The following is a 23,719-nucleotide window of genomic DNA, read 5'->3' on the forward strand; positions in this document are numbered from 1 at the left end:
GCCCGGCTGCGTTAATCATGATGCGTCGATGCCGACGCTGAAGTCGACATTCTCCCAACGCATCGCATCGGGCCAGAAAAAAGTGAACACGATTGCTGTTCCCGCCGCCAATCCGGCGACCGGCAGGTCGACCAGATGGACGCCAAAAGCGTTTTCCCTTGTCTTGTGGTCCTGGATCGTCAGCCAATTGTCGCTGCTCCAATGGACGACGCCGGGCGCCGAAAGCTCGACGCGCAAAGCCTTGCCGGCGGGAAAAGAGCGGATCTTGTTGTTGAAGCGCCATATCCTGAGCGGCGAGCCTGTCTTGCCCTTGATGTAGCGCTCGACGCCTTGCGGCGGCGTGTCGAAGACCACGCCGTCGCGCAGCGAGCGCAGCAGCTTGATGTGCTCGGCATGCGCCCAGACCAGCGGCATGGCGCTGCCCGACGGTTTGCCCAGCCACAGCTCGCGGCCCGGCACATCCGGGCTGTCCCAGACCTGTTCCGGCAGCAGCCCGCCCAGGCCCGCCGAACGCTCGAAGGTCTCCAGAAGCCGCGCGGCTTTCTCCTTGCGGCCGGCGGCTAGCTCGTAATGCGCCCGCTCGCCGGTGAGCAGGGGCCAGGCGCGTCCCTGGCCGGTGCCGTCGAAAGGCGCGCCATCCTCGTGCTCGCCATAGCCGTCGTCGGTATAGCGGTACCAGACCGGGCCTTGCGGCAGATCGCAACGCAAAAGCGTATCGACGGCCTTGACGGTGTCGACGATGCGCGGATCGTCAGCCGGCCTAAGGCCAAAGCGAACCAGGGCCAGAGCGTCCGGGCTGATTATGGCTTGCGCCGGTTTATCGGTGTCTGCCGGCGGACGGTTCTTGATCGGCACGAAGCCGTCCCTGGGTGAAGCGGCGCCCGCATCGTCCGGCGGCGTGATGCGGACATAGTAGCCTGTGACCCCGGCCTCGATGCAGAGCTGGGTGCCCGTGACATAGGTCCAGCGTTCGACCTGATCGTTCCAGCAATCAGCGGTTTCGCGCAGGTAGTTTGCCGGCTCACCCTTTCCGGCGATATCCAGCATATCGGCGGCGGCAAGCAGCGCGGCGATCTCGACGGCCAGCGTGAACGGGCTGTATCCGGCGTCTTCCTCCCAGCGGTCTTCGCCGGTGACGGGGCCGTTGCGCACGACATAGGAGGCGGCGGTTTCGATCATGGCCAGGAAATCGGCGAGCCTGGCGCGCGGCAGGTGGCCCGCCCGGCGCAAGGCGTCGGCAAGAAGCAACGGAAAGGCGCATTCATCCATCTGGATGCCGGGCCAATAGGCTGACCCGTCCGACCAGACATTCTGCGGCCAGTGACCGTCCGGCTGCTGGATCGAGCGCAGATAGGTCAGGATCTGCAACGCCTGCTTGCCGTCGCCGGCGGCAAGGAAGCCGCCGGCGGTCTCGACCAGGTCGCGCGGCCAGACCAGATGGTAGCCGCCCAGATCGTCGTCGCCCTTGTTGAAGCCCCACGGGATCGACAGGCTGGCAACGGCAGCACCCGGTCTGGCGACCGAGAGATGCGAGGCCAGGACCGCTGCACTCACGCGATAGGTGTTCAGCCCGGAGGCAGCATGTCGGTCGAGCTTCTCAAGCCTGGCCTGGAATGCCCTCCAGTTTTCGACATAGGTTTCGGCGGCGGCTTCGAAACCCTGTTTGAGACTGGCCAGCGCCAGGTCGGCGGCTGCTTGCGGCGACGCGCCGAAGCCAAGCGCCAGCAGGGCCGTGGTTTTGCCGGCGGAAAAACCGATCTCGCCGGTCAGGGCGACATTGCCGTCTTCCGCCCGCTGGCAGGAGGGATCGAGTGCGCCGCCGTTGCGCAATTGCTGCCATCCGTCGGAGAAACCGACATAGCCGGCCGAACAGCCATTCCAGGGCAGTGAGGAGGCCAGCGCCAGGGATACGCCGCGCCCCGTGGCGAAGAGCATGCGCTGGCCCTTGTGTTCGCCGACCCAGGCAGTGTTGCCCATGCCGGCGTTGACGAGGTGCGGCGCAAGCAGTGCGTAGATCTGGTAGTCGGTCGCCGAATTTTTCAGCGCGACGAATGCAATCTCCTGCAGCAGGACGGGCCGTTTCGGGTCCGTAATAATGCGCTTTTCGATACGGTAGGCGCCGTCCGCCGCGGTGTTGGTCAGCCTGTAGCCCGGCACGCCGTCCTCGAAGGGCGCCACTGCGTGCGCGGCGTCGCGCTTCTCTTCCGAGAAATAGCCATCGGGACCGGTGACGATCAGCTCCACGTCACGCGTGCAGGCGCTGTCGAGACCCGGATAGTAGATCTCGTTCAAGATGCCATGGCTGATGGTGAACCAGAGCGGGCTTTTGGCTGAAAGCGACGTCCCGACGCCACTCTTGGCGCTTGACGTCCAGCGCGCCGGAATACCCGGTGCGCCCGGGGGAACGATCGGCGTCACTGCCATTCCTGTCTGGCCTCCTGTGCGCATGCCTTACCCATCCACCGAGGCCATTTCAATCATTGCACCGCAAGTTGATCGGCTGGCTCATACTGATTGCAGTTGACAGGCCGCCGCGCCATCTGCATTTGTCTGACAATCGATAAAAAACAGGAATCCGGGCTCGACTTTCCACCTGAAATCCGCAGGACCAGCAACTCTTGGGAGGAGTATGACATGAAGAAACTGTTCGTATTAGGCGCCCTTGCCGCGATGCTCGCATCCGGCACCGCACTTGCCGACACCAGCGGCAAGAAGATTGCATTCTCCAACAACTACGCCGGAAATTCGTGGCGGCAGGCCATGCTCGACAGCTATGGCATCGTCACCAAGAAGGCGGTTGAAGACAAGATCGTCGGCGCGGCCGACATCTTCACCACCGCCGACAAGGAAGTGCCGACGCAGGCGGCGCAGGTGCAGAACCTGATCCTGCAGGGCTATGACGCCATCGTCATCAACGCCGCCTCGCCGGATGCGCTCAACGGCGCCATCAAGCAGGCCTGCGATGCCGGCATCGTCGTCGTCTCCTTCGACGGCACCGTCACGGAGCCCTGCGCCTACCGCGTCGTCGTCGACTTCAAGGACATGGGCAAGCAGGAAGTCGAGCAGATGGCCAAGTTCCAGCCCAAGGGCGGGAACCTTCTGGAAATCCGCGGCCTGGCCGGCACCTCGATCGACGATGCCATCCATGCCGGCATCCTCGAAGGCGTCGCCGCGCATCCCGAGTTCAAGATCGTCGGCTCGGTGACCGGCGACTGGGACCAGACGACGGCGCAGAAGGCGGTTGCGACCATCCTGCCCTCATTGCCCGACATCGTCGGCATCGTCGACCAGGGTGGTGACGGCTATGGCGCCGCACAGGCTTTCGCCGCCGCCGGCAAGCCGCGCCCGACCATCATCATGGGCAACCGGCAGGACGAGCTGAAGTGGTGGAAGGAACAGAAAGACAAGGACGGCTACAAGACCTGGTCGGCTTCGATCGCGCCCGGCGTGTCGTCGCTCGCCTTCTGGGTGGCGCAGCAGGTGCTCGATGGCCGCAAGGACATTCCGCACGATCTCTTGGTGCCGTATCTGGCCTTCACCCAGGACGACTTCGAGGCAGCCCTGCCGAAGATCAAGGAAGGCGGCGTCGCCACCCACGAATACACGCAGGAAGACGCCCTCGCGGCGATCAAGGCCAACATCAAGTAAATGTCGCGCCAGCGTTGCCCTTCGTACCATCGTGCGGATATTTCTAAGCATGCCTGAAGGGAACGCTGACTTCATCAGACTGAACGGCGCCGAAAAACATTTCGGCGCCGCCAATGTCGACATTGTAAGACTTGACGGTGCCGAAAAGCATTTCGGCGCCGTCAGGGCGCTGGGCGGCGTGGACTTCCATGTCCGGCCCGGTGAATGCGTCGGCCTGGTCGGCCACAATGGCGCCGGCAAATCGACGTTGATGCACATGGTGGCGGGCACGCTCACGCCGGACAGCGGCACGATCGGCGTGCATGGCGGCAGCGAGGACAACTACTCGGTGTCGCGGGCGCAAAAGCTCGGCATACGCTGCGTGTTCCAGGAACTGTCGCTGTGCCCCAATCTCAGCGTGGCCGAAAACACGCGCATCAACCACGCCTCGCTCTCGGGCCTCGGCTGGCGGCGCAAGGCGGCCTCCCTGATCACCGCCAAGCTCGACGAGATCTTCCCGGACCATGGTATTTCGGCCTCAGACATTGTCGGCGACCTGTCGATCGGCCGGCGCCAGATGGTCGAGGTGGCGCGCGCCTTCACGGTCACCCAGGACCGGCTCGACCTCGTCATCCTCGACGAGCCGACCTCGTCGCTTGACGCGCATACTGCTGGCCAGCTGCTGGCCTTCGTGCGCCGTTTCATTGCCGGCGGCAAAAGCTGCATCCTGATCTCGCATGTGCTGGGCGAGGTGCTCAGGAATGCCGACCGCATCGTGGTGATGCGCGACGGCAAGGTGGTCGTCACCGACGCGGCGAATGCCTTCGACCGCGACCGGCTGGTGACGGCCATGGGCGGCGCGGAAGCGCGCCAGAAGATCGCCGCCGAGATTGCCGCCGCCAAGCCGGCGGCCGGTCCGTTGCGGGTGCGGGCGCGTCCCGCCGCGCAGAAGGACGGCGCCGACCTTGTCGCCCGCGCCGGCGAGATCATCGGCCTTGCCGGGCTGGCGGGACATGGCCAGACCGATCTGCTCTTGGCGGTCTTCGCTGCTGCCTCACGCGCCAGGGCAGGCATCGAGGTAACCGCGCCGGTGGCGCTGGTCGCCGGCGACCGGCAGTCGGACGGCATCTTTCCGCAATGGTCGATCGCCGAGAACATCGGCATCCGATCGCTGGCGCGCCTGCGCAGCGGCCTGCTGATCTCGCCGCGGCGCGAGGCCGAACTGGCCCAGTTCTGGCAGAAGAAGATCGGCATCCGCACGCCCGACATGAACAACAACATCTTCTCGCTGTCGGGCGGCAACCAGCAGAAGGCGCTGTTTGCCCGCGCGCTCGGCTCCGATGCCCAGATCGTGTTGATGGACGATCCGATGCGCGGCGTCGACATCGGCACCAAGCTGGAAGTCTACGACCTCGTGCGCGAGGAGGCTGGCCGTGGCCGCACCTTCCTCTGGTACACTACGGAAACCGAGGAACTCGACAATTGCGACCATGTCTATGTCTTCAAGAACGGCCGCATCGTTGCCAATCTGGGTCGCGACGAATTGACCGAAGAGAAGATCATCCAGTCCTCGTTCGGCGACGCGGCCTGAGATGACCGCCGCCAGCCTCGACACCACAGCCAGGAGTTCCGCCGAGCGTGGCGCGCTGGCCCGTGCCCGCCTGATGCGCGGGCTGCTGCCGGCGCTGTCGCTGGCATTGGTGCTCGCCGCCATCGCCTGGCTCAACCCGCGCGCCATCAGCTATTTCGGCTTCAGCCTGATGCTGAACCTGGCGATCCCGATCGCGCTGGCGACGATCGCCCAGATGTTCGTCATTGCAGGCAATGAGCTCGACCTCTCGATCGGCACCTTCGTCGGTTTCGTCGGCTGCGTCACCGCGACCTGGCTGAAGGACGCGCCGCTCATCGGCGTCGCCATCCTGCTCGGCTCGATCGGCGTCTATGCGCTGCTCGGCGCGCTGATCCATCTGCGCAATCTGCCGTCGATCGTGGTGACGCTCGGCATGAGTTTCGTCTGGCAGGGGCTGGCCATCCTCGTCCTGCCCAAGCCCGGCGGCAAGGCGCCGGACTGGCTGCTTGGCCTCATGGCGTTCAAGCCGCCTCTCATTCCCTTCCCGATCATCGCGGCGCTGCTGATCGGGCTCGTCGTCCATTTCGGCCTGATACGCACCTCCTACGGCGTGATCCTGCGCGGCTCCGGCGGCAATCCGGCGGCGCTCAAGCGCGCCGGGTGGTCGCTGCTGAAGACCAAGATCGTGCTGTTCGCGCTGGCCGGCCTGTTCGGCGTGCTGTCCGGCATGGCGCTGATCGGCATCACCACCTCGGCCGATGCCAATATCGGCAATGGCTACACGCTGCTGGCGATCGCCGGCGTCATCCTCGGCGGCGGCGAATTCGTCGGCGGCCGGGTGTCGCCGATCGGCGCCGTGATCGGCGCGCTGACACTGGCGCTGGCGGCTTCGCCGCTGCTCACCTTCATGCACATCCCGCCGGACTGGCAGGTGGCCGCCAACGGCGCGATCCTGATCATCGTGCTGGCGGCGCGGGTGCTGATCAGCCGCAAGGAGAGGTGAGCGATGGTTTTGGTTAAATCGCTGGCCGGCAAGCCCTGGGTATGGTCGTTCCTCGGCGCGCTTGTCGTGTGGCTGGCGACGATCGCCTTCACCGGCGGCTATGGCGCCGGCGGCATGGTCACGGCGGCGTTGTCGCTTGCCGTGTTCACGGTCATCGTCGGTGTCGGCCAGATGTTCGTCATCACGCTCGGGCCCGGCAATGTCGACCTGTCGCTGCCGGCCAATATCGGGCTCGCCAGCGCGGTCGCCATGAAGGTGATGGCCGGCAGCGATTCCATGATCGTGGTAGGCCTTCTGGCGGCACTCGCCTGCGGCGCGGCGATCGGCGCCGTCAACTATCTGCTGATCTGGGCGCTGCGCATTCCGCCGATCATCGCCACCTTGTCGGCGAGCTTCATCATCCAGTCGATCGACATCAGCTACGGGCGTGGGCTGCAGATCAAGCCGCCGCCGGGCTTCGCCGATTTCACCAACTGGCAGGTGCTGGGCATTCCCGTGCTGGCGGTGCTGACCGTGCTGTTCACCATCGGCGCGGCCATCGCCCTGCAGCGTATGATCTATGGCCGCTCGGTGCTGGCGATCGGCCAGAACATCCGCGCCGCCTGGCTGGCCGGCGTCAATGTCGGCCGCATCCGCTTCCTCACCTACACGCTGTCGGGCGCGCTCGGCGGCATCGATGGCGCGCTGCTTGCCGGCTATTTCCGCGGCGCCAATGTCGATATCGGCAATGAATACCTGCTCGCCTCGATCGCCGTGGTGGTCATCGGCGGCACCTCGGTCGCCGGCGGCAAGGCCAATGTGCCCGGCGTCTGGGGCGCCGCGCTGTTCCTGGTGCTGCTCTTGACCATGCTCAACACGTTCGGCGTCAGCGCCGGCGTGCGGCTGCTGCTGACCGGCCTGATCATTGTCGGCGTGATTACCGCGGCGGGTGGGGAGAAGGCACTGCGGTAGCGTGAGGGATCACGACGCATCGGCACTGGGTTCCCGGACAATCGTTAGTCCAGCCCGACAGCGGGTTCCCATTCGCGGCGCGCCCTAGTAAACCCTTCCGCGATCTCAGTCGGTCCCGGGAGGGCTCTGCTTGTCCAATTCTGTCAGTGTCGTGATCGACAATGGCGTTGCCATCGTCACCATCGACAATCCGCCGGTCAATGCGCTGAGTTTCCATGTCCGCGAGCCGCTGATGCAGGCGCTGTTCGCCTTGCGCGACGAGGCTTCGGTCACGGCCATCGTCATTGCTTGCGCCGGACGGACCTTCGTTGCCGGCGCCGACATCACGGAATTCGGCAAGCCGGTGCAGCAGCCCGACCTGCGCGCCGTCGTGGCGACGCTGGAAACCATCACCAAGCCGACGGTTGCCGCCATCCACGGCACTGCGTTCGGCGGCGGGCTGGAACTGGCGCTCGGCTGTCATTTTCGCGTCGCCGACGCCGGCGCCAGGCTCGGCCTGCCGGAGGTGAAACTTGGCCTGCTGCCGGGCGGTGGCGGCACGGTGCGGCTGCCGCGCCTGGTCGGGGCGGTGAAGGCGCTGAAGATGATTGTCTCGGGTTCACCGGTTGGTGCCGACGAGGCGCACGCCGCCGGTCTGGTCGATGCCGTTTTCGAAGGCGATTTGACCACGCATGCCGTGAACTTCGCTCGCGAAATCGCCCGCAAGGGTGGTCCGTTCACACCGGTGCGCGATCGCGATGAGCGGCTCGGGGAAACCGACCTCGCGGCTTTCGATGCCGAGGCGGCGGAGCTCGCCAAAAAGGCACGCGGGCTGGAAGCGCCGGTCGCCTGCGCGCAAGCGGTGCGCAACACCCTCACGCTGCCCTTCGACGAGGCGCTGGCGGCGGAGCGAGCGCTGTTCGTGAAACTGGTCGCCAGCGACCAGTCGCGGGCGCAGCGGCACCTGTTCTTCGCCGAACGCGAGGCGGCAAAGCTTCCCGGCAAGGACACGCCCAAGCGCAGGATCGCGCGCGTCGGTGTCATCGGCGCCGGCACGATGGGCGGCGGCATCGCCATGGCCTTCGCCAATGGTGGTTTTTCCGTCACCTTGCTGGAGACCAGCGAGGAGGCGCTGCAGCGGGGGCTGGGCATGATCGAGAAGAACTATGCCGTCTCCGTTTCGCGCGGTTCGCTGGCCGAAGACGCCAGGCGTCAGCGGCTCGCCCAGTTCAAGGGCTCGACCGATTATGCCGATCTCGCCGAGTGCGACCTGATCATCGAGGCGGTGTTCGAGGACATGGCGGTGAAGAAGGAGGTGTTCGGCAAGCTGGACACGATAGCCAAGCCGGGCGCCATCCTTGCCACCAACACCTCCTATCTCGACATCAACGAAATCGCCGGCTCGATCTCGCGGCCGCAGGATGTGCTCGGCCTGCATTTCTTCTCGCCGGCCAATGTCATGAAGCTGCTCGAGATCGTGCGGGCCGACAAGACCGCGCCGGACGCGCTGGCGACCGTCGTCGATCTCGCGCGGCGGATCGGCAAGGTGGCGGTCGTCGTCGGTGTCTGCCACGGCTTCGTCGGCAACCGCATGCTGGCGGCGCGCGGGTCGGAATCGGAAGCGCTGCTGCTGGAGGGCGCGACGCCCAGCCAGATCGACAAGGCCTTCACCGATTTCGGCTGGCCGATGGGGCCGTTCCAGATGGGCGATCTCGCCGGCCTCGACATAGGCTGGCGCAACCGCAAGGCGCGCGGCCTGACGGCCGTGATCGCCGATACGCTGTGCGAACAGGGCCGTTTCGGCCAGAAGACCGGCCGGGGTTTCTACCTCTACGAGGCCGGCGCACGGGCGGGCGTCCCCGATCCAGAGGTCGAGGCGCTGATCCGCGAAAAGGCCGCCGAGAAGGGCATTGAGCCGCGCGCGATCGGCGCGGRCGAAATCATCGAGCGCACGCTTTATCCGCTGGTCAATGAGGGCGCGAAAATCCTCGAAGAGAAGATCGCGGCCCGCGCCTCCGACATCGATGTCGTCTGGGTCAATGGCTATGGCTTTCCGATCGGCAAGGGTGGCCCGATGTTCTGGGCCGGTCTGGAAGGGGCGGCAAAGATCGTCGAACGGCTCGACCACTGGCACCAGCGGACCGGCAAGGACGTGTTCAAACCTGCCCCGCTGCTGAAGCGGATGGCCGATACCGGCTCCTGGGAGGTCGAGGCCACAGCCTGACCAGATGACCGCTCAAGGCGAGGGCGATTATCGGATACGCGCGTCGATGATCTCGACGAAGCGGGCGAACAGGCCGGCCTGCGACTTGATCTTGAGCTTGCGGTAGATGTTGCGGCGATGAACCTTCACCGTTCCCGGCACGATGCGCATGGCCCGGGCGATCGATTCGGTGGAATGGCCCTGCAGCACCAGGTCGACGACATGCTTTTCGCGCGGCGTCAGCGACAGGCTCTTCCAGATATGGGCGCGGTCGAACTCGTTGACCGAAGCGATTGTCTCGTCCTGTTTCGCCTGGGCCGGTTCGTCGGCCGGGAGAGAAGGCCAGCGCAACCTGATGAAATTGATCACTGCCGGCGCCATGTCGCGCAGCAGCCTGGCGTCGGCGGTGCCGAACGGGCCCGAGGCGCGCAACCGCATCAGCGACAGCACCAGCGCGTCCTTGCCGGGCAATGGCACGAAGAAACCGACCTCCTCGGCCAACCGGGTCTGGCTGTAGTAGGAGCGGAAATATTCGCTGGCGTAGAAGCGGTCGGGCGCGAGTTCGCGCATACGCCAGAACCCTTCCTTGCGCTCGACCGCCGCGTGGTGGAACGGGTCGAGCAGGTAGGGCCCTTCCTGGTAGAGCGCGACGAAGACATGGCTTTCCGCCGGCGAGAAGGTCTCGAACAGCAGCGGTGGGCGCGAGGCGCCGCGATAGCCGAAGACCACGCAGTGGTCGAAGCTGACATGCTGGCGCAGCCAGTCGACCATCGCCTTGCCGAATTGATCGCCGACCGTCTCCCGCGTCGCCGCGACCAGGGCGGCGAGCCGGCTGTATTCGTCGCTGCGCGATGCGCTCAATCCATACCCCTCTAAACGAGAAAATAGATCAGATATACCACCTGCGAGGTATATACTAGCGGCCATTGGCTCTGGTAGCGTTCTGAAATTGCCCTGTCGCTGGAGTCCGCAGCCTTTGACCGCAGTGCCCGACATCGAGTTTCGCGGCGTCACCAAGCGCTATGGCGCGGTGACCGCGGTCGGCGGCATCGATCTCTCTGTGCCGCCCTCCGCTTTTGTGGCCCTTCTCGGGCCGTCCGGCTGCGGCAAGACGACGTGCCTGCGCATGATCGGCGGCTTCGAGCAGCCGAGCGAAGGCCAGGTGCTCATCCGTGGCCAGGACATGGCCGGCACGCCGCCCTACAGACGGCCGGTCAACATGGTGTTCCAGCAATATGCGCTGTTCCCGCATCTCGATGTGGAAGCCAATGTCTCCTACGGGCTGCGCCAGGCGAGGCCGCGCCTGTCGTCGCAGGAGATCGGCCGGCGCGCCGGTGAAGCGCTCGAAATGGTGCGGCTCGCCGGTTATGGCGGCCGAAAGATCCACGAACTGTCCGGCGGCCAGCAGCAGCGCGTCGCGCTGGCGCGTGCGCTGGTCAACAAGCCGGCGGTGCTGCTGCTCGACGAGCCGCTGGCCGCGCTCGACAAGAAGCTGCGCACCGACATGCAGATCGAGCTGCAGAACCTGCAGCGCGAGATCGGCATCACCTTCGTGCTGGTCACCCACGACCAGGAGGAAGCGCTGTCGATGAGCGATTTCGTCTGCGTCATGAATGGCGGGCGCATCGTCCAGCTCGGCCAGCCGAGCGAAATCTATGACGAGCCGGCCGACCTTTTCGTCGCCGATTTCGTTGGCAAGACCAATCTGCTGAGCGGCAAGGTCACCGGACACTCGGGCGATCTGGTGGATGTGGCGCTGGCCGACGGCACAATCATCGCGGCGCGCAAGCGCACCGCCTTGCGCCAGGGCGAGAGCGTTTCGGTCAGCCTGCGTCCGGAATCGCTCAGCCTCGGCGCTCCGCAAAGCGGCCCGCTCAAGGGCATCGTGCGCAACCGCATCTTCCTGGGCTCGACGGCGGAATACGCCATCGAGGTCCAGGGCATCGGAACGTTGCTGGCCAAGGCCGACCATCTGATCGGCCAGGGCAATCTCTTCAAGCCGGGTGAACCCGTCGCCATCGGCTACGCCACCGGGACGCCGCTGGCGTTTCCGGAGACCAAGAACAACGGGACCAACCAGAGGGTAAACCAAAATGTCGAAATCATATCGTGACGGACTGCCGATAAGCCCCGAGAACTTCGTCGACCAATTGATGCGCCTCAAGCGCGGCTCGATCGGCCGCCGCGACTTTCTTGGCCTCACCGGTCTTGGCATTGCCACGGCCCTGATGGCGCGCGAGATCGGCATCATGCCGACGCCGGCCTTCGCCGCCGAAAACCTCGGCGACCGCATGTCGATCGCCACCTGGCCGAACTATCATGACCCGCAGACCTTCGAGAATTTCAAGAAGGACACCGGCGTCGCCGTCGAGGTCAACGTGTTCGGCTCCAATGAGGAGATGCTGGCCAAGCTGCAGGCCGGCGCCTCGGGCTGGAGCCTGTTCGTGCCGACCAATTACACGATCTCGACCTACAAGAAGCTCGGCATCATCGAGCCGCTCGACATGGCGAAGCTGGCGAATTTCGACGGCACGCAGGAAGATCCGCGCTTCACCTCCGAGGGCACGATCGACAAGGTGATCTACGCCGTGCCGAAGAACTGGGGCACGACCGGCTTTGCCGTCAACACCAAGAAGCTGACCAAGCCGATGACGAGCTGGAAGGAATTCTGGGACACGGCCATGGCCGAAGGCGACGGCCGCACCATGGTGCACGACTACCAGCTGACGACGATCGGCAATGCGCTGAAGTACTTTGGCTACTCCTTCAACTCGCTGAAGCAGGACGAGCTCGCCAAGGCCGAGGAACTTCTGCTCAAGGTCAAGCCGCATCTGTTCGCGGTATCCTCCGACTATCAGCCGGGCATGCGCGCGGGCGATGCGTGGATGACCATGTGCTGGACCAATGACGGCGCGCAGCTCCATCGCGACATTCCGGAGATCGCCTATGTGCTGGGCAAGGAAGGCGGCGAGATCTGGACCGATTTCTATGCCATCCCGAAGGACGCGCCGAACAAGCCGGCGGGCTATGCCTTGCTCAACTACCTGATGAACCCGCAGGTCGCGGTGAAGGAGCATCTCGCCAACGGTGCGCCCTCGACCGATGCGCGCGTCAACAAGCTGCTGCCCAAGGAAGTGCTGGACAATCCGATCCTCTATCCGGCGGCGGATCTGCTGACACCGCTGGAGTTCGGCGCCGCGGCAACGCTGACCGATCCAGGCCGTGCCGAACTGATGGCGCGCTTCAAGTCGGCCTGACGATCGGCCTGACGCGGACAATCGACCGGCGGGCACATGCCCGCCGGAATCGGGACGGTTTTTAAATGCACGGCAACAGATTTCGTCATAATTTCCTGACCGCCTTGCTGCTTGCCCCGGCAACGGCGTGGCTGGTGGTGTTCCTGGTGCTGCCGTTCATCGCGATCGCCATCTTCAGCGTCGGCGAGCGGCCGCCGGAAGGCGGCTATCAGGCGGCCTTCACGCTGGCGCAATATGCCAATCTGCCGGCACGGGCGACCGCCTTCTGGAACACGATGGTGCTGGCGCCGGTCGGCGCGCTCGCTTGCCTGCTCGTCGCCTATCCGGTTGCCTACTACCTCGCCTTGCAGGCGCCGCAGCGCTGGCGGCTGATCCTGCTGGCGCTGGTCGTCATTCCGTTCTGGACCAGCCTTTTGATGCGCACCTATGCCTGGATGTACATTCTGGGCGGGCGCGGCATACCGGCGCTGCTCGCTCTTGTCGGCATTGAGGATGTCAGGCTGATCAACACGCCGGGCGCCGTCCTGCTCGGCATCGTCTATGGTTACCTGCCGCTGATGATCCTGCCGATCTACGTCAGCCTCGAACGGCTCGACCGACGGTTGCTCGAAGCCTCCGCCGATCTCGGGGCGACGCCACTGTCGACCTTCCTGGGCGTGACCCTGAAGCTGTCGCTGCCGGGCGTGATGACCGGTTTCTCGCTGGTGATGATCCTCTTGCTCGGCGAATACCTCATTCCGACGCTGCTTGGCGGCGGCAAGGTGTTCTTCATCGGCAATGCGCTGGTCGACCTGTTCCTGCAGTCGCGCAACTGGCCGTTCGGATCGGCCATCGCCATCACGCTGGTGCTGGTTTCGGTCGTGGTGCTGATCGCCGCCAACCGCATCTCGACCCGTGTCTCGGGCGCTCGCCGGGTGGATCTGATTTGATGCGCGCCTTCGTCATTGCCGTCTTTGCCTTCCTCTATTTGCCGATCGCGCTTGTCGTGCTGTTTTCCTTCAATGCCGGCCACCATGCCAGCGAGTTCACCGGCTTTTCGGTGCAGTGGTACGGCAAGGCGCTGTCGAACCCGTTCCTGGTCGAGGCGCTGAAGAACAGCCTGTTCATCGCCACCACCAGCGCGCTTCTGGCGGCAGTGTTCGGCACTGCAGCAGCTCTCGGCCTGGCGCGCGTTGGTGTGCGGACCCGTGCGGTCTTCGACGCGCTGCTGGGTGCGGCGATCGTCGTCCCCGGTGTCGTCATCGGCATCTCGACGCTGGTCGCGCTCGTCCAGCTGTTCGGCGTGGTCAATCCGTTCCTTGCCTCGATCTGGCCTGACGATCAGCCGCCCAAGCTGTCTCTTGGCTATGGGTCGATCATCGCCGCGCACGGCCTGTTCTCGATGGCGCTGGTGACGATGATCGTCGGCACGCGGCTGGGCAGTCTAGACCGCAACCTGGTCGAGGCCTCGAGCGATCTCTACGCCACGCCGCTGACGACGTTCCGTTCGATCGTCCTGCCGCAGATCATGCCGGCGGTGGTCGCCGGCTTCCTGCTCGCCTTCACCTTTTCCTTCGACGACTTCATCATCGCCTTCTTCGTCGCCGGCGCGCAGACGACGCTGCCGATCTATGTCTTCGCCTCGATCCGGCGCGGGGTGACGCCGGAGATCAACGCCATCGCGACGATTGTGCTCGTCGCTTCCGTGCTGCTCGTGGTGCTTGCCCAATGGCAGCTGCGCCAGCGCAAGCCGTCCAACTGAAAGCCGCATCATGATCCTCAAAGACCGCATCGCCGTGGTGACAGGCGCGGGTTCCGGCATCGGCCGCGCCGGCGCCATGATCATGGCCAGGGAAGGCGCAGTGGTGGTCATCGCCGACAGGGACCATGCCAGCGGCGAGGCGACGGCGTCGGATATCCGCGCGGCTGGCGGCAGGGCCGAGGCCATTGCCACCGACGTCGCGGATGACGCTGATGTCGACAAGCTCCTTGCCGGCACGCTCGACAGGCATGGCCGTATCGACATCCTGCACAATCACGCCGGCATCCAGGTCGGCGGCACGCTGACCGAGGTCGGGACCGATGGCATGGATGCGTCGTGGCGTGTCAATGTGCGGGCGCAGTTCCTGGCGGCGCGGATGCCGACGATGATCGCGCAAGGCGGCGGCGTCATCCTCAACACCGCTTCCAATTCGGGCGTGTTCTACGATCGCGAGATGATCGCTTATGCGACATCGAAACATGCGGTGGTGGCGATGACCAGGCAGATGTCGCTCGACTATGCCCGCCACAATGTCCGCGTCAACGCGCTCTGCCCCGGCTGGGTCGACACGCCGTTCAATGAGCCTTTCATCGCCCAGATGGGCGGCCGCGAGGCGATCGAAACCTATGTCCGCACCAAGATCCCGATGGGACGCTGGGCGAGCGCCGAAGAAATCGCCGAGGCGATCCTGTTCCTGGTCTCCGACCGCTCATCCTTCATGACCGGCCAGGCGCTGGTGATCGACGGCGGCGAGAGCATTGGCTGATTGAGTTGCCTCGGCTCTCAGCCAGTCGGAGAAGGTGGTCATCGCCTGTGAGTGCTGACGCCGGCGCCTTGCCGACAGCCAGTAGCGTCCGACATCGACCGTGCTGGCGAAGGGTTGCACCAACTGGCCGGAGCCAAGCTCACGGCTGAACATCGAGACCGGCAACAGCGCCACGCCGGCGCCCTGGACAGCGGCGTTGGCCATGGTGACGGAGGAATCGAAGACGATGCCCTTGATCGGCGGGCAATGCCCTCCCGCCGCCTCGAACCAGCGCAGCCATTCGTCCTCCCGGTAGGAGCAGAGCAGCGTTTCGCGCACGAGATCGGAGGGGTCGCGCAGGCGCGCGGCGATGTCGGGCGCGCAGGCCGGCGAGAACGAACCCGGCAGCAGCGGCGTGTTGTCGGTTCCCTGCCAGGAGCCGTCGCCGAATCGGATGGCGAAGTCGAGACCGTCGGCGGCGAGGTTGACCCGGTTGTTGTTGGTCGAGATCCGCAATTCGATATCCGGATAGGCCTGGTGGAACAGCGGCAAACGAGGGATCAGCCAGCCCGAAGCGAAAGTGCCGACGACACCGACGGTGACGATGTCGTGGAAGCGGCCGCCCTCGAAACGGTCGAGCGTCACGCTGATCCTGTTGAAGGCATCGCTCAGCACCGGAAGCAAGACCTCGCCTTCCTCGCTCAGGGCAAGACCGTGCGGCAGCCGGCGGAAAAGCCGGACGCCAAGCACCTCCTCGAGGCCCTTGACCTGATGGCTGACGGCGGCCTGGGTAACGCGCAGTTCGAGACCGGCGCCGGTGAAGGAGAGATGCCGGGCGGCGGCCTCGAAGGCGCGCAAGCCGTTCAGCGGAAGATGCGATCGTTTCATCGACGCAAGCCCTAGTTTTTCTCATGGCGGAGGCGACGTTTACTCGTTTGCGGTAGCGCCGGATCCGGTCCAGTTCTGCGGCGCGGGGCAACAGAGAGTATGGACATGACGAGCAGACGCAGTTTCATCGGTGGTCTCGCAATGGTTTTGACGGCCCCCATCCCGCTTGGCGCGATGGCGAAGGCGGCAACAAGCCCGACAAAATTTGATGGGCTGGCGCCGAAAATAAGGCGGATCGAGGCGAAAAGYGGTGGCCGGCTTGGCGTGGCCTGCCGGATCGCCGGAACGACGGTTCAGTTCGGCTATCGCGAGAACGAGCTCTTCCCGATGTGCAGCACCTTCAAGGCGCTGGCGGCCGCACTGATCCTGCATCGTGTCGATGGCGGCATCGAACAACTCGACCGCAGTATAGAGGTGCCGCATGACGCCATCATCGCCAATTCCCCGACGACCAAGAAGTTCGCCGGCGGCACTATGACGGTGGCACAGCTCTGCGAGGCCGCGGTAACGGTCAGCGACAATGGCGCGGCCAATCTGCTGCTGGCTTCCTTTGGCGGGCCGCCGCAGCTGACCGCCTATCTGCGCTCGATCGGCGACACGGTGACGAGGCTCGACCGGATCGAGCCGGAGCTGAACGAGTCGACACCGGGCGACGCGCGCGACACGACCTCGCCGCTGGCCATGATCGACGACCACGAACGTCTCACCCTCGGCGACAGCCTCTCGCAAAGGGGCCGGGCGCAGCTTGTCGACTGGCTGGTGGCCAACAAGACCGGCGACGACCGCATCAGGGCAGGATTGCCGAAGGGCTGGAAATGCGGCGACAAGACCGGCACCGGTGCCCATGGCAGCACCAATGACGCGGCGGTCATCTGGCCGCCGTCAGGCAGTCCGGTTCTGATGTCGGTCTACCTGACCGGCACCGAGCAGAGCCCGGCGAAACGCAACGCGGTGATTGCTTCCGTCTCGCGGGCATTGGTCGAAGCGATCGGGGTGTGAACCATTCGAGCAGCGCGGCGATACCGCGCTGCATCTGCTCGCCGGTTTGACGCAAATCCCAAGGGAGAGCGCTACGCGCTTTCCCGGGAAAACCGCGTCACACTTTTCCTGGAATTGCGTCACACATGCTTGCGGCCGCCGGTCTCGCGGAACCAGCTGTCGGGGTAGGGATACCACCAGTCCTGGATCGCCGGTCTGTGGTCGATGATGACCATTTTCGAGCGGCGGAAGGCGTCGAGCCCCTGGCGGCCGAGTTCGCGGCCGAGGCCTGAGGCTTTCCAGCCGCCGAAGGGCAGGGCGTCGTTGTCGATCAGCGGATTGTTGACCCAGACCATGCCGGCCTCGAGCCGTTCGGCCGCCTCATGTGCTTCGGCGAGATCCGTGGTGAACACCGAGGCGCCAAGGCCGAACGGGCTGTCATTGGCCAGCCGGATCGCCTCATCGAAATCCTTGACGCGGCAGATGGCGGCGACCGGGCCGAAGCACTCTTCGCGCACGATCGCCATGTCAGGAGTAACGCCGGTCAGGATCGTCGGCTCGTAGAACCAGCCGGTGTTGTGCGCCGGTGGAATGCGCCCGCCGGTGACCGCCTTGGCGCCGTGCGCGATGGCATCGTCAACGAGGCGCATGACCTTGGCACGAGCCGCCTCACTGACCAGCGGACCGATCTCGGTCCTGTCCATGCCATTGCCGATGCGAAGCGCGCGTGTCCTTTCGGCAAACAATTCGACGAAGCGGTCATGCACGGCATCGACGACGAAGAAGCGTTCGGCCGAGGTGCAGACCTGGCCGGTGAGGTGAAAGGCTGCGGTGACGCTGCCGGCCGCGGCGATCTCCAAAGGGGCGTGCTCGCTGATGATCAGCGGATCGCTGCCGCCGGCCTCGATGACGCAAGGCTTCATGCGCTCGGCGCAAGCGACCGCCACCGCCTTGCCGGCGGCAACCGAGCCGGTGAAGGCCACCGCGTGGGTGCGATCGGAAGCTATCAGCGCCTGGGCGGTCGCGGCCGCGCCGGGCAGGCAGGAGACCAGGCCCTCGGGAAGCGAGCGGAACACCGCCATGTAATCCAGCGTCGACAGCGTCGTCGCTTCGGCCGGCTTGATGATGCAGGCATTGCCGGCGGCGAGCGAGGCCGCAACGGTCCAGCACATCAGCAGGATCGGAAAGTTGTAGGGCATGATGTGGACGGAGACGCCGTAGGGCTCGTAGCGCGCATATTGGAACGAACCGGCCTGCGTCGTGCCGGCGACCTTGCCGGCATCGTCGCGCGCCATCTCGGCATAATAGCGGAAGATCGGCGCGCAATTGGCGATCTCGCCGATCGCTTCCGGATAGGGCTTGCCCATCTCGCGCACCATCAGCTCGGCGCAGCGGGTGAAGTCAGCCGTCTCGATGGCGTTGGCGACCGCATGCAGATGTTTTGCCCGGCTCTTGGCGTCGAGCTCTTTCCAGGCGACTTGCGCCTTGGTTGCCGCGGTGAGCACGGCGTCGATCTCGCCATCGCTAGCCGCCGCGATGGCGCCGACCGTTTCCAGCGTTGCCGGATCGATCACTGCTTTGCTTGCACTGGCCATCGGCCGGTAGTCCGGATTGACGAAGAAGGTCGGCCGGTCAGGGTCGAAATCCATGGTCGTCCTTTCAGGTCCGCTCAGCGGATCATGTAGACCTTCTTGATCGTCTCATGGACGGTGCAGATGCCCTTCCAGTCCTGCGGGAAGAAGGCCGCCGTGTCCGGCTCGATCTCGATCACTTCGCCGGATTCGTGCACATAGGTGCAGCGGCCTTCGAGGAAGTGGCAGAACTCGTCGCGCGTGACGTGGCAGTGCCATTTGCCAGGGGTGCAGACCCACAGGCCGGATTCGGAGCGGCCTTCGGGTCCCTTGTGGAGCAGCTTGCCCGAAGTATGGGACTGCCCCTCGATCATGGTCGGGATGACGCCCCAGTCGACGAGGTCGGTGACGGCGAGAGGCGATTGCATGATTGGCGTGGTCATATCGATTTCCTTGAAAAGATGCTCACCGGCACATGAAGGCCTTGGTCAGCGTTTGCGTGATGGCGGAGATGCCGGTCCAGCCGGCGGGGAAGAACACGAGCGTTCCGGCCGCGACCGGGATTTCTTCGCCATTGTCGTGGACATAGCTGCCGTGACCCGACAGGAAATGGCAGAACTCGTCGGCGGCGAAGGTGACTTTCCGCGTGCCCGGCGTGCAGGACCACAGGCCGCACTCGCTCGATCCATCCGGGTTCTGCGACAGGATCTTGCCGGAGGCGCGCGGCGCGCCGGCAAGCGTGTTGCTGCCCGGGCCCCAATCCTCCAGTTCCACGGTCGAGGCCTGCAGCCAATGCGGTGTCGACATGTGATCCAGCTCCGTTGCTTTCAAGCCAGCATGTAGACGTTGCGCATGGTCTCGTGCACCGTGCATTCACCCGTCCAGCCGGCAGGGAACATGACCACGGTCCCGGCCGACACTTCTATCACTTCGCCGACATCCGAGCGGTAGGTCGCGCGGCCGGCGACGAAATGGCACAATTCATCGCGCGGGATCGAGAGCCGCCAGCGGCCCGGCGTGCACACCCAGATGCCCGATTCCGGCTGGTTGTTGGGTCCCTTGTGCACCAGCCTGCCGGTGGAATGCGAGGCGCCTTCCAATGCGTCGGGCTGGGCGCCCCAGTCGACGAGATCGGTGCGGGTGGATGCGTGGTGGAGGTGCGGGGCGGAGGAGGTCACAGCAGCGCCTCCAGCAAACCCGCTGCCTTCTCAGGCCCGTTCTGCGCGTGCATCTGCGCCGATGTCTTCGCCAGCTTCGCCTTCATCTGGGGATCGGTCAGGCAGGTCTCGATCTTGGCGACCAGCTCGGCATCGGTCCAGTCGTAGCGCGGCATGCCGAAGCCGTGGCCGGTTTCCTCGACGCGGGTGGCGTTGTCGTGGCCGTCCCAGACATAGGGCATGATGATGGCCGGCTTGCCGAAATAGAGGCACTCGGTGAACGAGTTGTTGCCGCCATGGTGGATCACCGCATCGACCTGTGGGATCACCGAAGGCTGCGGGAACCAGCTCTCGACGATGACGTTGCCGGGCACGTCGGTGTACTGGTCCTTGTAGCCGCCGACATTGACCAGCGCGCGGTAGCGCGTCTGGCCCAGCGTCGCGATGATGCGCTTCAGCAGCTCGACATCGCCGGCGCCGAGGCTGCCGAAGGAGACATAGAGCAGCGGCCCGTCATTGTTCTCAGCGAAGATCGGTACCGCATAAGGCTTCTCCTGCCGCACGCAGCCTTCGAGATACTGGAATTGTCGGGGGTCGAGCGGATGGCGGCGCTTGAACTTTGCCGCTTCAGGGTAGAGCAGCAGATTGAGATAGGGCGACGCCTCGAAGAACTGGCCGACCGGGTAGGGCGCCTCGTTGTTGGCCTTCAGGAAGGCGTTGAAGTCGTCATGGATCGGCTTGATCACCGCGTTGAAATGGTCGCGGTAGCGCTGGTGCCCGGCATGGTCGTTCTCGCCGCAGCCGGAGAGATGCGGCGGGATGTCCTCGTCCTCGATCTCGTTTTCCGAGCAGGAGATAACGCGCACCCACGGCTTGCCGAACTGTTTGATGGCCGGGAACAGGATGACGTTGTCGACGCAGATGACATCAGGCTTGATGGCGGCCAGCACGCCCGGCAGGTCCTTCTGCGCCCATTTGGCGCTGTCGACGATCGCCGTCCAGCAATCCTTCACATAATTGTCGATCTGGTCGTAGGGCGATTTGCGGAAGTTGGGAATGTGGCCGTTGATGAAATCCTCCCAGAACTTGGCCATCTGCTCGGGCGGCATCGGTTCGGAGAGGTTCACCGGATGCGCCTCGAAACCGTAGCCCCTGTACACCTCGACGAAGCCGGGGTCCGACAGGAACACGGCCTTGTGGCCGCGCGCCTCGACGGCTTGCGCGATGCCGACGGAATTGAGCGCCGGGCCGTAAGCGGCTTCCGGGAAAAACGCGATCGTCTTCTGCGCCATCAGGCTGCTCCTCTCATTCTGCGAAAATTCTGACATCGGCGGCATCCCAGCCGAGTTCGACCTGGTCGCCTGACGAAACCGGCCTGCGGTCGGCGGCATCGGCGGTGACGCGCACCAGGAACGGTTTGGGCGACAGGGCAGTGCGGATATGCAGCTGCAGGTCGAGGCCGTGATAGGCTAGCGCCTCGACCGTGCCGGTCGTGCGGTTGGCGGTCTGAGCCTCAAAAAGCCGGATACGTTCGGGCCGCACCGAGGCGACCGCCGATGCGCCAGGGGTCAGCGCTGCGGGGACCTTGCCGGCAATGCGCGCACCATTCGCGGCCACCACGCCATCGGCCGACGCCTTGCCCGGGATGAAATTCATGACGCCGATGAAGTCGGCGACGAAACGGTCGGCCGGATGCTCGTAGACCGCGTGTGGCGTGTCGCATTGCAGCAGCTTGCCGTCTTTCAGCACCGCCATGCGGTCGGCCATCACAAGCGATTCTTCCTGGTCGTGGGTGACGATGACGAAGGTGATGCCGACCTCGTGCTGCAGGCGTTTCAGTTCCAGCTGCATGGCGCCGCGCAGCTTCTTGTCGAGCGCGCCGAGCGGCTCGTCGAGCAGCAGCAGCCGGGGCCGCTTGACCAGCGCGCGGGCGAGCGCGACGCGCTGCTTCTGGCCGCCCGACAACTGCTCCGGTTTGCGGTCGGCGAAGGGGACAAGCTCGGTGGTCGCCAGGATAGCATCGACGCGGGAGCGGATTTCCTTAGCCGGCAGACGCTCCATCTCCAGGCCGTAGGAGACATTGGCGCGCACGCTCATATGGGGGAACAGCGCGTAGGACTGGAACATCAGATTGACCGGCCGCTTGTTGGGCGGGGTTTTGGCGATGTCCTTGCCGTCGAGCAGGATGCGGCCGTCGCTCGGCGTCTCGAAACCGGCGAGCATGCGCAAGAGCGTGGTCTTGCCGCAGCCGGACGGGCCGAGCAAAGCGAAGAATTCATTTTCGCGGATGTCGAGCGAGATGCCATCGACAGCGGTGACCCGGCCGAAAGTCTTCGACACATGATCGATGGCCAGCAGCGTGCGCGGTTCGCTCATTGGCCGATGATCCCACGGTTGAGCCGCTGCGATAGGGTCAGCGCGGTGATGGAAACCGCCATGACGATGGTCGCCAGCGCGTTGATCTCCGGCGTGATGCCGAAACGGATCATGGCGTAGATCTGCATCGGCAGCGTCGTCGAGGCGCGACCGGCGCCAGCAGTGAAAAAAGCGATGATGAACTCGTCGACCGACAGCGTGAAGGCGAGCAGCGCGCCGGCGATCACCGCCGGCAGGATAACCGGCAAGGTCACGCGCCGGAACGTGGTGAGCGCGGAGGCGCCGAGATCGGCGGAGGCCTCGACGATCGACCAGTCGAAGCTCTTCAGCCGGGCACGCACCACCGAGCAGACGAAGGCGAGGTTGAAGACGACATGGGCGAGGATGATGGTGTGCAGGCCCATGGTCAAATTGAGCATGGAGAAGAACGACAGCAATGCGATTGCCAATACGATGTCGGGAATGATCATCGGCGCGAAGATCAGCGCTTCCAGCCCTCTGCCATATTGCCGGCGCATCTCGACGCCGATCGCCAGCAGCGTGCCGAGCAAGGTGGCGATGGCCGTGGAGACCAGCGCCACGATCAGCGTGTTGAGCGCGGCGGACAGGATCGCGGAATTGTGGGCCAGCGCGGCGTACCATTTCAGCGAAAAGCCCGACCACGCCGTCGGCAATCCGCCTTCGTTGAAGGAGAGTGCCACCAGCACGGCGATCGGGATGTAGAGGAAGGCGAAGACGAGGGTGAGCACAAGCCAGAGCGTGCGCCGCGTCGCCGGAGAGCGCTCAGCCATCTGTGTCTCCCGCAGCCTGCGCTGCCTGCCCCGAGGCGCGATTGGCGGCCATCGCTTGCGCCATCAGCACCAGCAGCATGATGGCGATCAGCGCCATGGCGAGCGCGGCGCCGAACGGCCAGTCATTGGCGGTCAGGAACTGGTCGTAGACGAGATTGCCGATCATCTGGAAACGGCCGCCGCCGAGCAGCGCCGGGGTGACGAAATTGCCGATCGACAGCACGAAGACGAAGACCGCGCCGGCGGCGATGCCGGGCACGGTCAGCGGCAGGATGACACGGCGGAAGGTGGTGGCGGCCGAGGCGCCGAGATCGCGCGAGGCTTCGGCGAGTTCCGGGTTGAGCCGCGACAGCGGCGCGTAGCAGGCGAGGATGACGAAGGGCAGATAGTTGTAGACCAGGCCGGCGATGACCGCGCCTTCGGTGTAGAGCATCGATGGCGGTTCGCCGGTATAGCCGAACCAGCGGAGGAGCTGGGTGATCAGGCCCCCGCGGTTGAGCAGCACGATCCAGGCATAGGTGCGGATCAGATAGTTGGACCAGAACGGCAGCACGGCGAAGAACAGGAACACGGGCTGCCAGCGGCGCGGTGCGGCTGCGATGGCGTAGGCGGCGGTATAGCCGATCACCACCGCGATCAGCGTGGCGGTGCCGGCGATGCGCGCGGATTTCAGGAAAATGCCGGCGTAAAGCGGGTCGAAGACCAGCCCGAAATTCTCCAGCGTGAAAGTGTAGTCGATGCCGCCATAGATGCCGCGCCGGAAGAAGGCGAGCGCCAGCACCAGCGCGCACGGCACCACCATCAGCGCGGTCAGCCAGACCAGCGCCGGGGCCATCAGCAAGGAGGAGCGGGAAGGTCGCGTCAAGCGGCACCCTTGCCGAT

General features: G+C 65.0%; 22 protein-coding genes. 11 read left to right on the forward strand and 11 right to left on the reverse strand.

Annotated elements, in window-relative coordinates:
* Positions 1-15 precede the first annotated feature (15 nt).
* Complete coding sequence (locus tag AC1DPX_RS05965; protein WP_477235203.1) at positions 16-2,424, reverse strand: glucan 1,4-alpha-glucosidase; 2,409 nt, start codon at positions 2,422-2,424, stop codon at positions 16-18.
* 210 nt (positions 2,425-2,634) lie between these two features.
* Between AC1DPX_RS05965 and AC1DPX_RS05970 the strand changes: the two genes are divergently transcribed.
* From AC1DPX_RS05970 to AC1DPX_RS05990, 5 genes are all read left to right on the forward strand, one after another.
* Positions 2,635-3,648 carry an ABC transporter substrate-binding protein gene (locus AC1DPX_RS05970; RefSeq protein WP_202357256.1) on the forward strand — a complete coding sequence of 338 codons (1,014 nt, stop codon included), beginning with the start codon at positions 2,635-2,637 and terminating at the stop codon, positions 3,646-3,648.
* Positions 3,649-3,697: 49 nt separating this feature from the next.
* Positions 3,698-5,218: a sugar ABC transporter ATP-binding protein gene (locus AC1DPX_RS05975; RefSeq protein WP_477235205.1), complete on the forward strand. Its 1,521-nt coding sequence runs from the start codon at positions 3,698-3,700 to the stop codon at positions 5,216-5,218.
* Between the two features lies 1 nt (position 5,219).
* Entirely contained in the window at positions 5,220-6,200 is a 981-nt protein-coding gene (locus AC1DPX_RS05980) for an ABC transporter permease (protein ID WP_477235207.1), read from the forward strand.
* A 3-nt stretch (positions 6,201-6,203) separates the two neighbouring features.
* Positions 6,204-7,151 (forward strand): ABC transporter permease, encoded by a 948-nt coding sequence (locus AC1DPX_RS05985; RefSeq protein ID WP_477235209.1) that lies wholly within the window; start codon positions 6,204-6,206, stop codon positions 7,149-7,151.
* A 130-nt stretch (positions 7,152-7,281) separates the two neighbouring features.
* Complete coding sequence (locus tag AC1DPX_RS05990) at positions 7,282-9,354, forward strand: 3-hydroxyacyl-CoA dehydrogenase NAD-binding domain-containing protein (protein WP_477235211.1); 2,073 nt, start codon at positions 7,282-7,284, stop codon at positions 9,352-9,354.
* A gap of 27 nt (positions 9,355-9,381) precedes the next feature.
* Here the strand turns inward: AC1DPX_RS05990 and AC1DPX_RS05995 are convergent, their stop codons facing one another.
* Positions 9,382-10,194 carry a helix-turn-helix transcriptional regulator gene (locus tag AC1DPX_RS05995; protein ID WP_477235213.1) on the reverse strand — a complete coding sequence of 271 codons (813 nt, stop codon included), beginning with the start codon at positions 10,192-10,194 and terminating at the stop codon, positions 9,382-9,384.
* A gap of 115 nt (positions 10,195-10,309) precedes the next feature.
* Between AC1DPX_RS05995 and AC1DPX_RS06000 the strand changes: the two genes are divergently transcribed.
* The 5 genes from AC1DPX_RS06000 (at position 10,310) to AC1DPX_RS06020 (ending at position 15,097) form a co-directional block, all read left to right on the forward strand.
* Complete coding sequence (locus AC1DPX_RS06000; protein WP_477235215.1) at positions 10,310-11,446, forward strand: ABC transporter ATP-binding protein; 1,137 nt, start codon at positions 10,310-10,312, stop codon at positions 11,444-11,446.
* Entirely contained in the window at positions 11,427-12,590 is a 1,164-nt protein-coding gene (locus tag AC1DPX_RS06005; RefSeq protein WP_202357263.1) for an ABC transporter substrate-binding protein, read from the forward strand. The genes AC1DPX_RS06000 and AC1DPX_RS06005 overlap by 20 nt, the downstream gene beginning before the upstream one ends.
* A gap of 65 nt (positions 12,591-12,655) precedes the next feature.
* Positions 12,656-13,519 carry an ABC transporter permease gene (locus AC1DPX_RS06010; RefSeq protein WP_477235217.1) on the forward strand — a complete coding sequence of 288 codons (864 nt, stop codon included), beginning with the start codon at positions 12,656-12,658 and terminating at the stop codon, positions 13,517-13,519.
* Complete coding sequence (locus tag AC1DPX_RS06015; RefSeq protein ID WP_202357265.1) at positions 13,519-14,331, forward strand: ABC transporter permease; 813 nt, start codon at positions 13,519-13,521, stop codon at positions 14,329-14,331. The genes AC1DPX_RS06010 and AC1DPX_RS06015 overlap by 1 nt, the downstream gene beginning before the upstream one ends.
* A gap of 10 nt (positions 14,332-14,341) precedes the next feature.
* Positions 14,342-15,097: an SDR family NAD(P)-dependent oxidoreductase gene (locus AC1DPX_RS06020; RefSeq protein WP_477235218.1), complete on the forward strand. Its 756-nt coding sequence runs from the start codon at positions 14,342-14,344 to the stop codon at positions 15,095-15,097.
* Here the strand turns inward: AC1DPX_RS06020 and AC1DPX_RS06025 are convergent.
* Positions 15,041-15,964 carry a LysR family transcriptional regulator gene (locus tag AC1DPX_RS06025; RefSeq protein WP_477235220.1) on the reverse strand — a complete coding sequence of 308 codons (924 nt, stop codon included), beginning with the start codon at positions 15,962-15,964 and terminating at the stop codon, positions 15,041-15,043. The genes AC1DPX_RS06020 and AC1DPX_RS06025 overlap by 57 nt on opposite strands.
* 105 nt (positions 15,965-16,069) lie before the next feature.
* Here AC1DPX_RS06025 and bla point away from each other — a divergent pair, with 105 nt between their 5' ends.
* On the forward strand, positions 16,070-16,963 hold the full coding sequence (gene bla / locus AC1DPX_RS06030) for a class A beta-lactamase (RefSeq protein ID WP_477235222.1): 894 nt from the start codon (positions 16,070-16,072) through the stop codon (positions 16,961-16,963).
* 119 nt (positions 16,964-17,082) lie between these two features.
* On the opposite strand, the gene AC1DPX_RS06035 is transcribed toward bla, so the two are convergent.
* Genes AC1DPX_RS06035 through AC1DPX_RS06070 form a run of 8 tightly spaced genes read right to left on the reverse strand, consistent with a single transcriptional unit; the run spans position 17,083 to position 23,672 of the window.
* Positions 17,083-18,591 (reverse strand): aldehyde dehydrogenase family protein, encoded by a 1,509-nt coding sequence (locus tag AC1DPX_RS06035; RefSeq protein WP_477235224.1) that lies wholly within the window; start codon positions 18,589-18,591, stop codon positions 17,083-17,085.
* A gap of 20 nt (positions 18,592-18,611) precedes the next feature.
* Complete coding sequence (locus AC1DPX_RS06040) at positions 18,612-18,956, reverse strand: cupin domain-containing protein (protein WP_477235226.1); 345 nt, start codon at positions 18,954-18,956, stop codon at positions 18,612-18,614.
* A gap of 22 nt (positions 18,957-18,978) precedes the next feature.
* The gene (locus AC1DPX_RS06045) at positions 18,979-19,320 is read right to left on the reverse strand and encodes a cupin domain-containing protein (protein ID WP_477235228.1); all 342 of its coding nucleotides are present in this window, start codon (positions 19,318-19,320) and stop codon (positions 18,979-18,981) included.
* Between the two features lie 20 nt (positions 19,321-19,340).
* Positions 19,341-19,691 carry a cupin domain-containing protein gene (locus AC1DPX_RS06050; protein ID WP_477235231.1) on the reverse strand — a complete coding sequence of 117 codons (351 nt, stop codon included), beginning with the start codon at positions 19,689-19,691 and terminating at the stop codon, positions 19,341-19,343.
* Positions 19,688-20,962, reverse strand: coding sequence for a glycosyltransferase (locus tag AC1DPX_RS06055; protein ID WP_477235233.1), 1,275 nt, complete (start codon positions 20,960-20,962; stop codon positions 19,688-19,690). The genes AC1DPX_RS06050 and AC1DPX_RS06055 overlap by 4 nt, the downstream gene beginning before the upstream one ends.
* A 13-nt stretch (positions 20,963-20,975) precedes the next feature.
* Positions 20,976-22,046 (reverse strand): ABC transporter ATP-binding protein, encoded by a 1,071-nt coding sequence (locus tag AC1DPX_RS06060; RefSeq protein WP_477235235.1) that lies wholly within the window; start codon positions 22,044-22,046, stop codon positions 20,976-20,978.
* The gene (locus AC1DPX_RS06065; RefSeq protein WP_477235237.1) at positions 22,043-22,837 is read right to left on the reverse strand and encodes an ABC transporter permease; all 795 of its coding nucleotides are present in this window, start codon (positions 22,835-22,837) and stop codon (positions 22,043-22,045) included. Before AC1DPX_RS06065 ends, AC1DPX_RS06060 begins: the two co-directional genes overlap by 4 nt.
* On the reverse strand, positions 22,830-23,672 hold the full coding sequence (locus tag AC1DPX_RS06070; protein WP_477235760.1) for an ABC transporter permease: 843 nt from the start codon (positions 23,670-23,672) through the stop codon (positions 22,830-22,832). The genes AC1DPX_RS06065 and AC1DPX_RS06070 overlap by 8 nt, the downstream gene beginning before the upstream one ends.
* Positions 23,673-23,719 lie beyond the last annotated feature (47 nt).

The organism is Mesorhizobium sp. 01N446, from assembly GCF_056399285.1.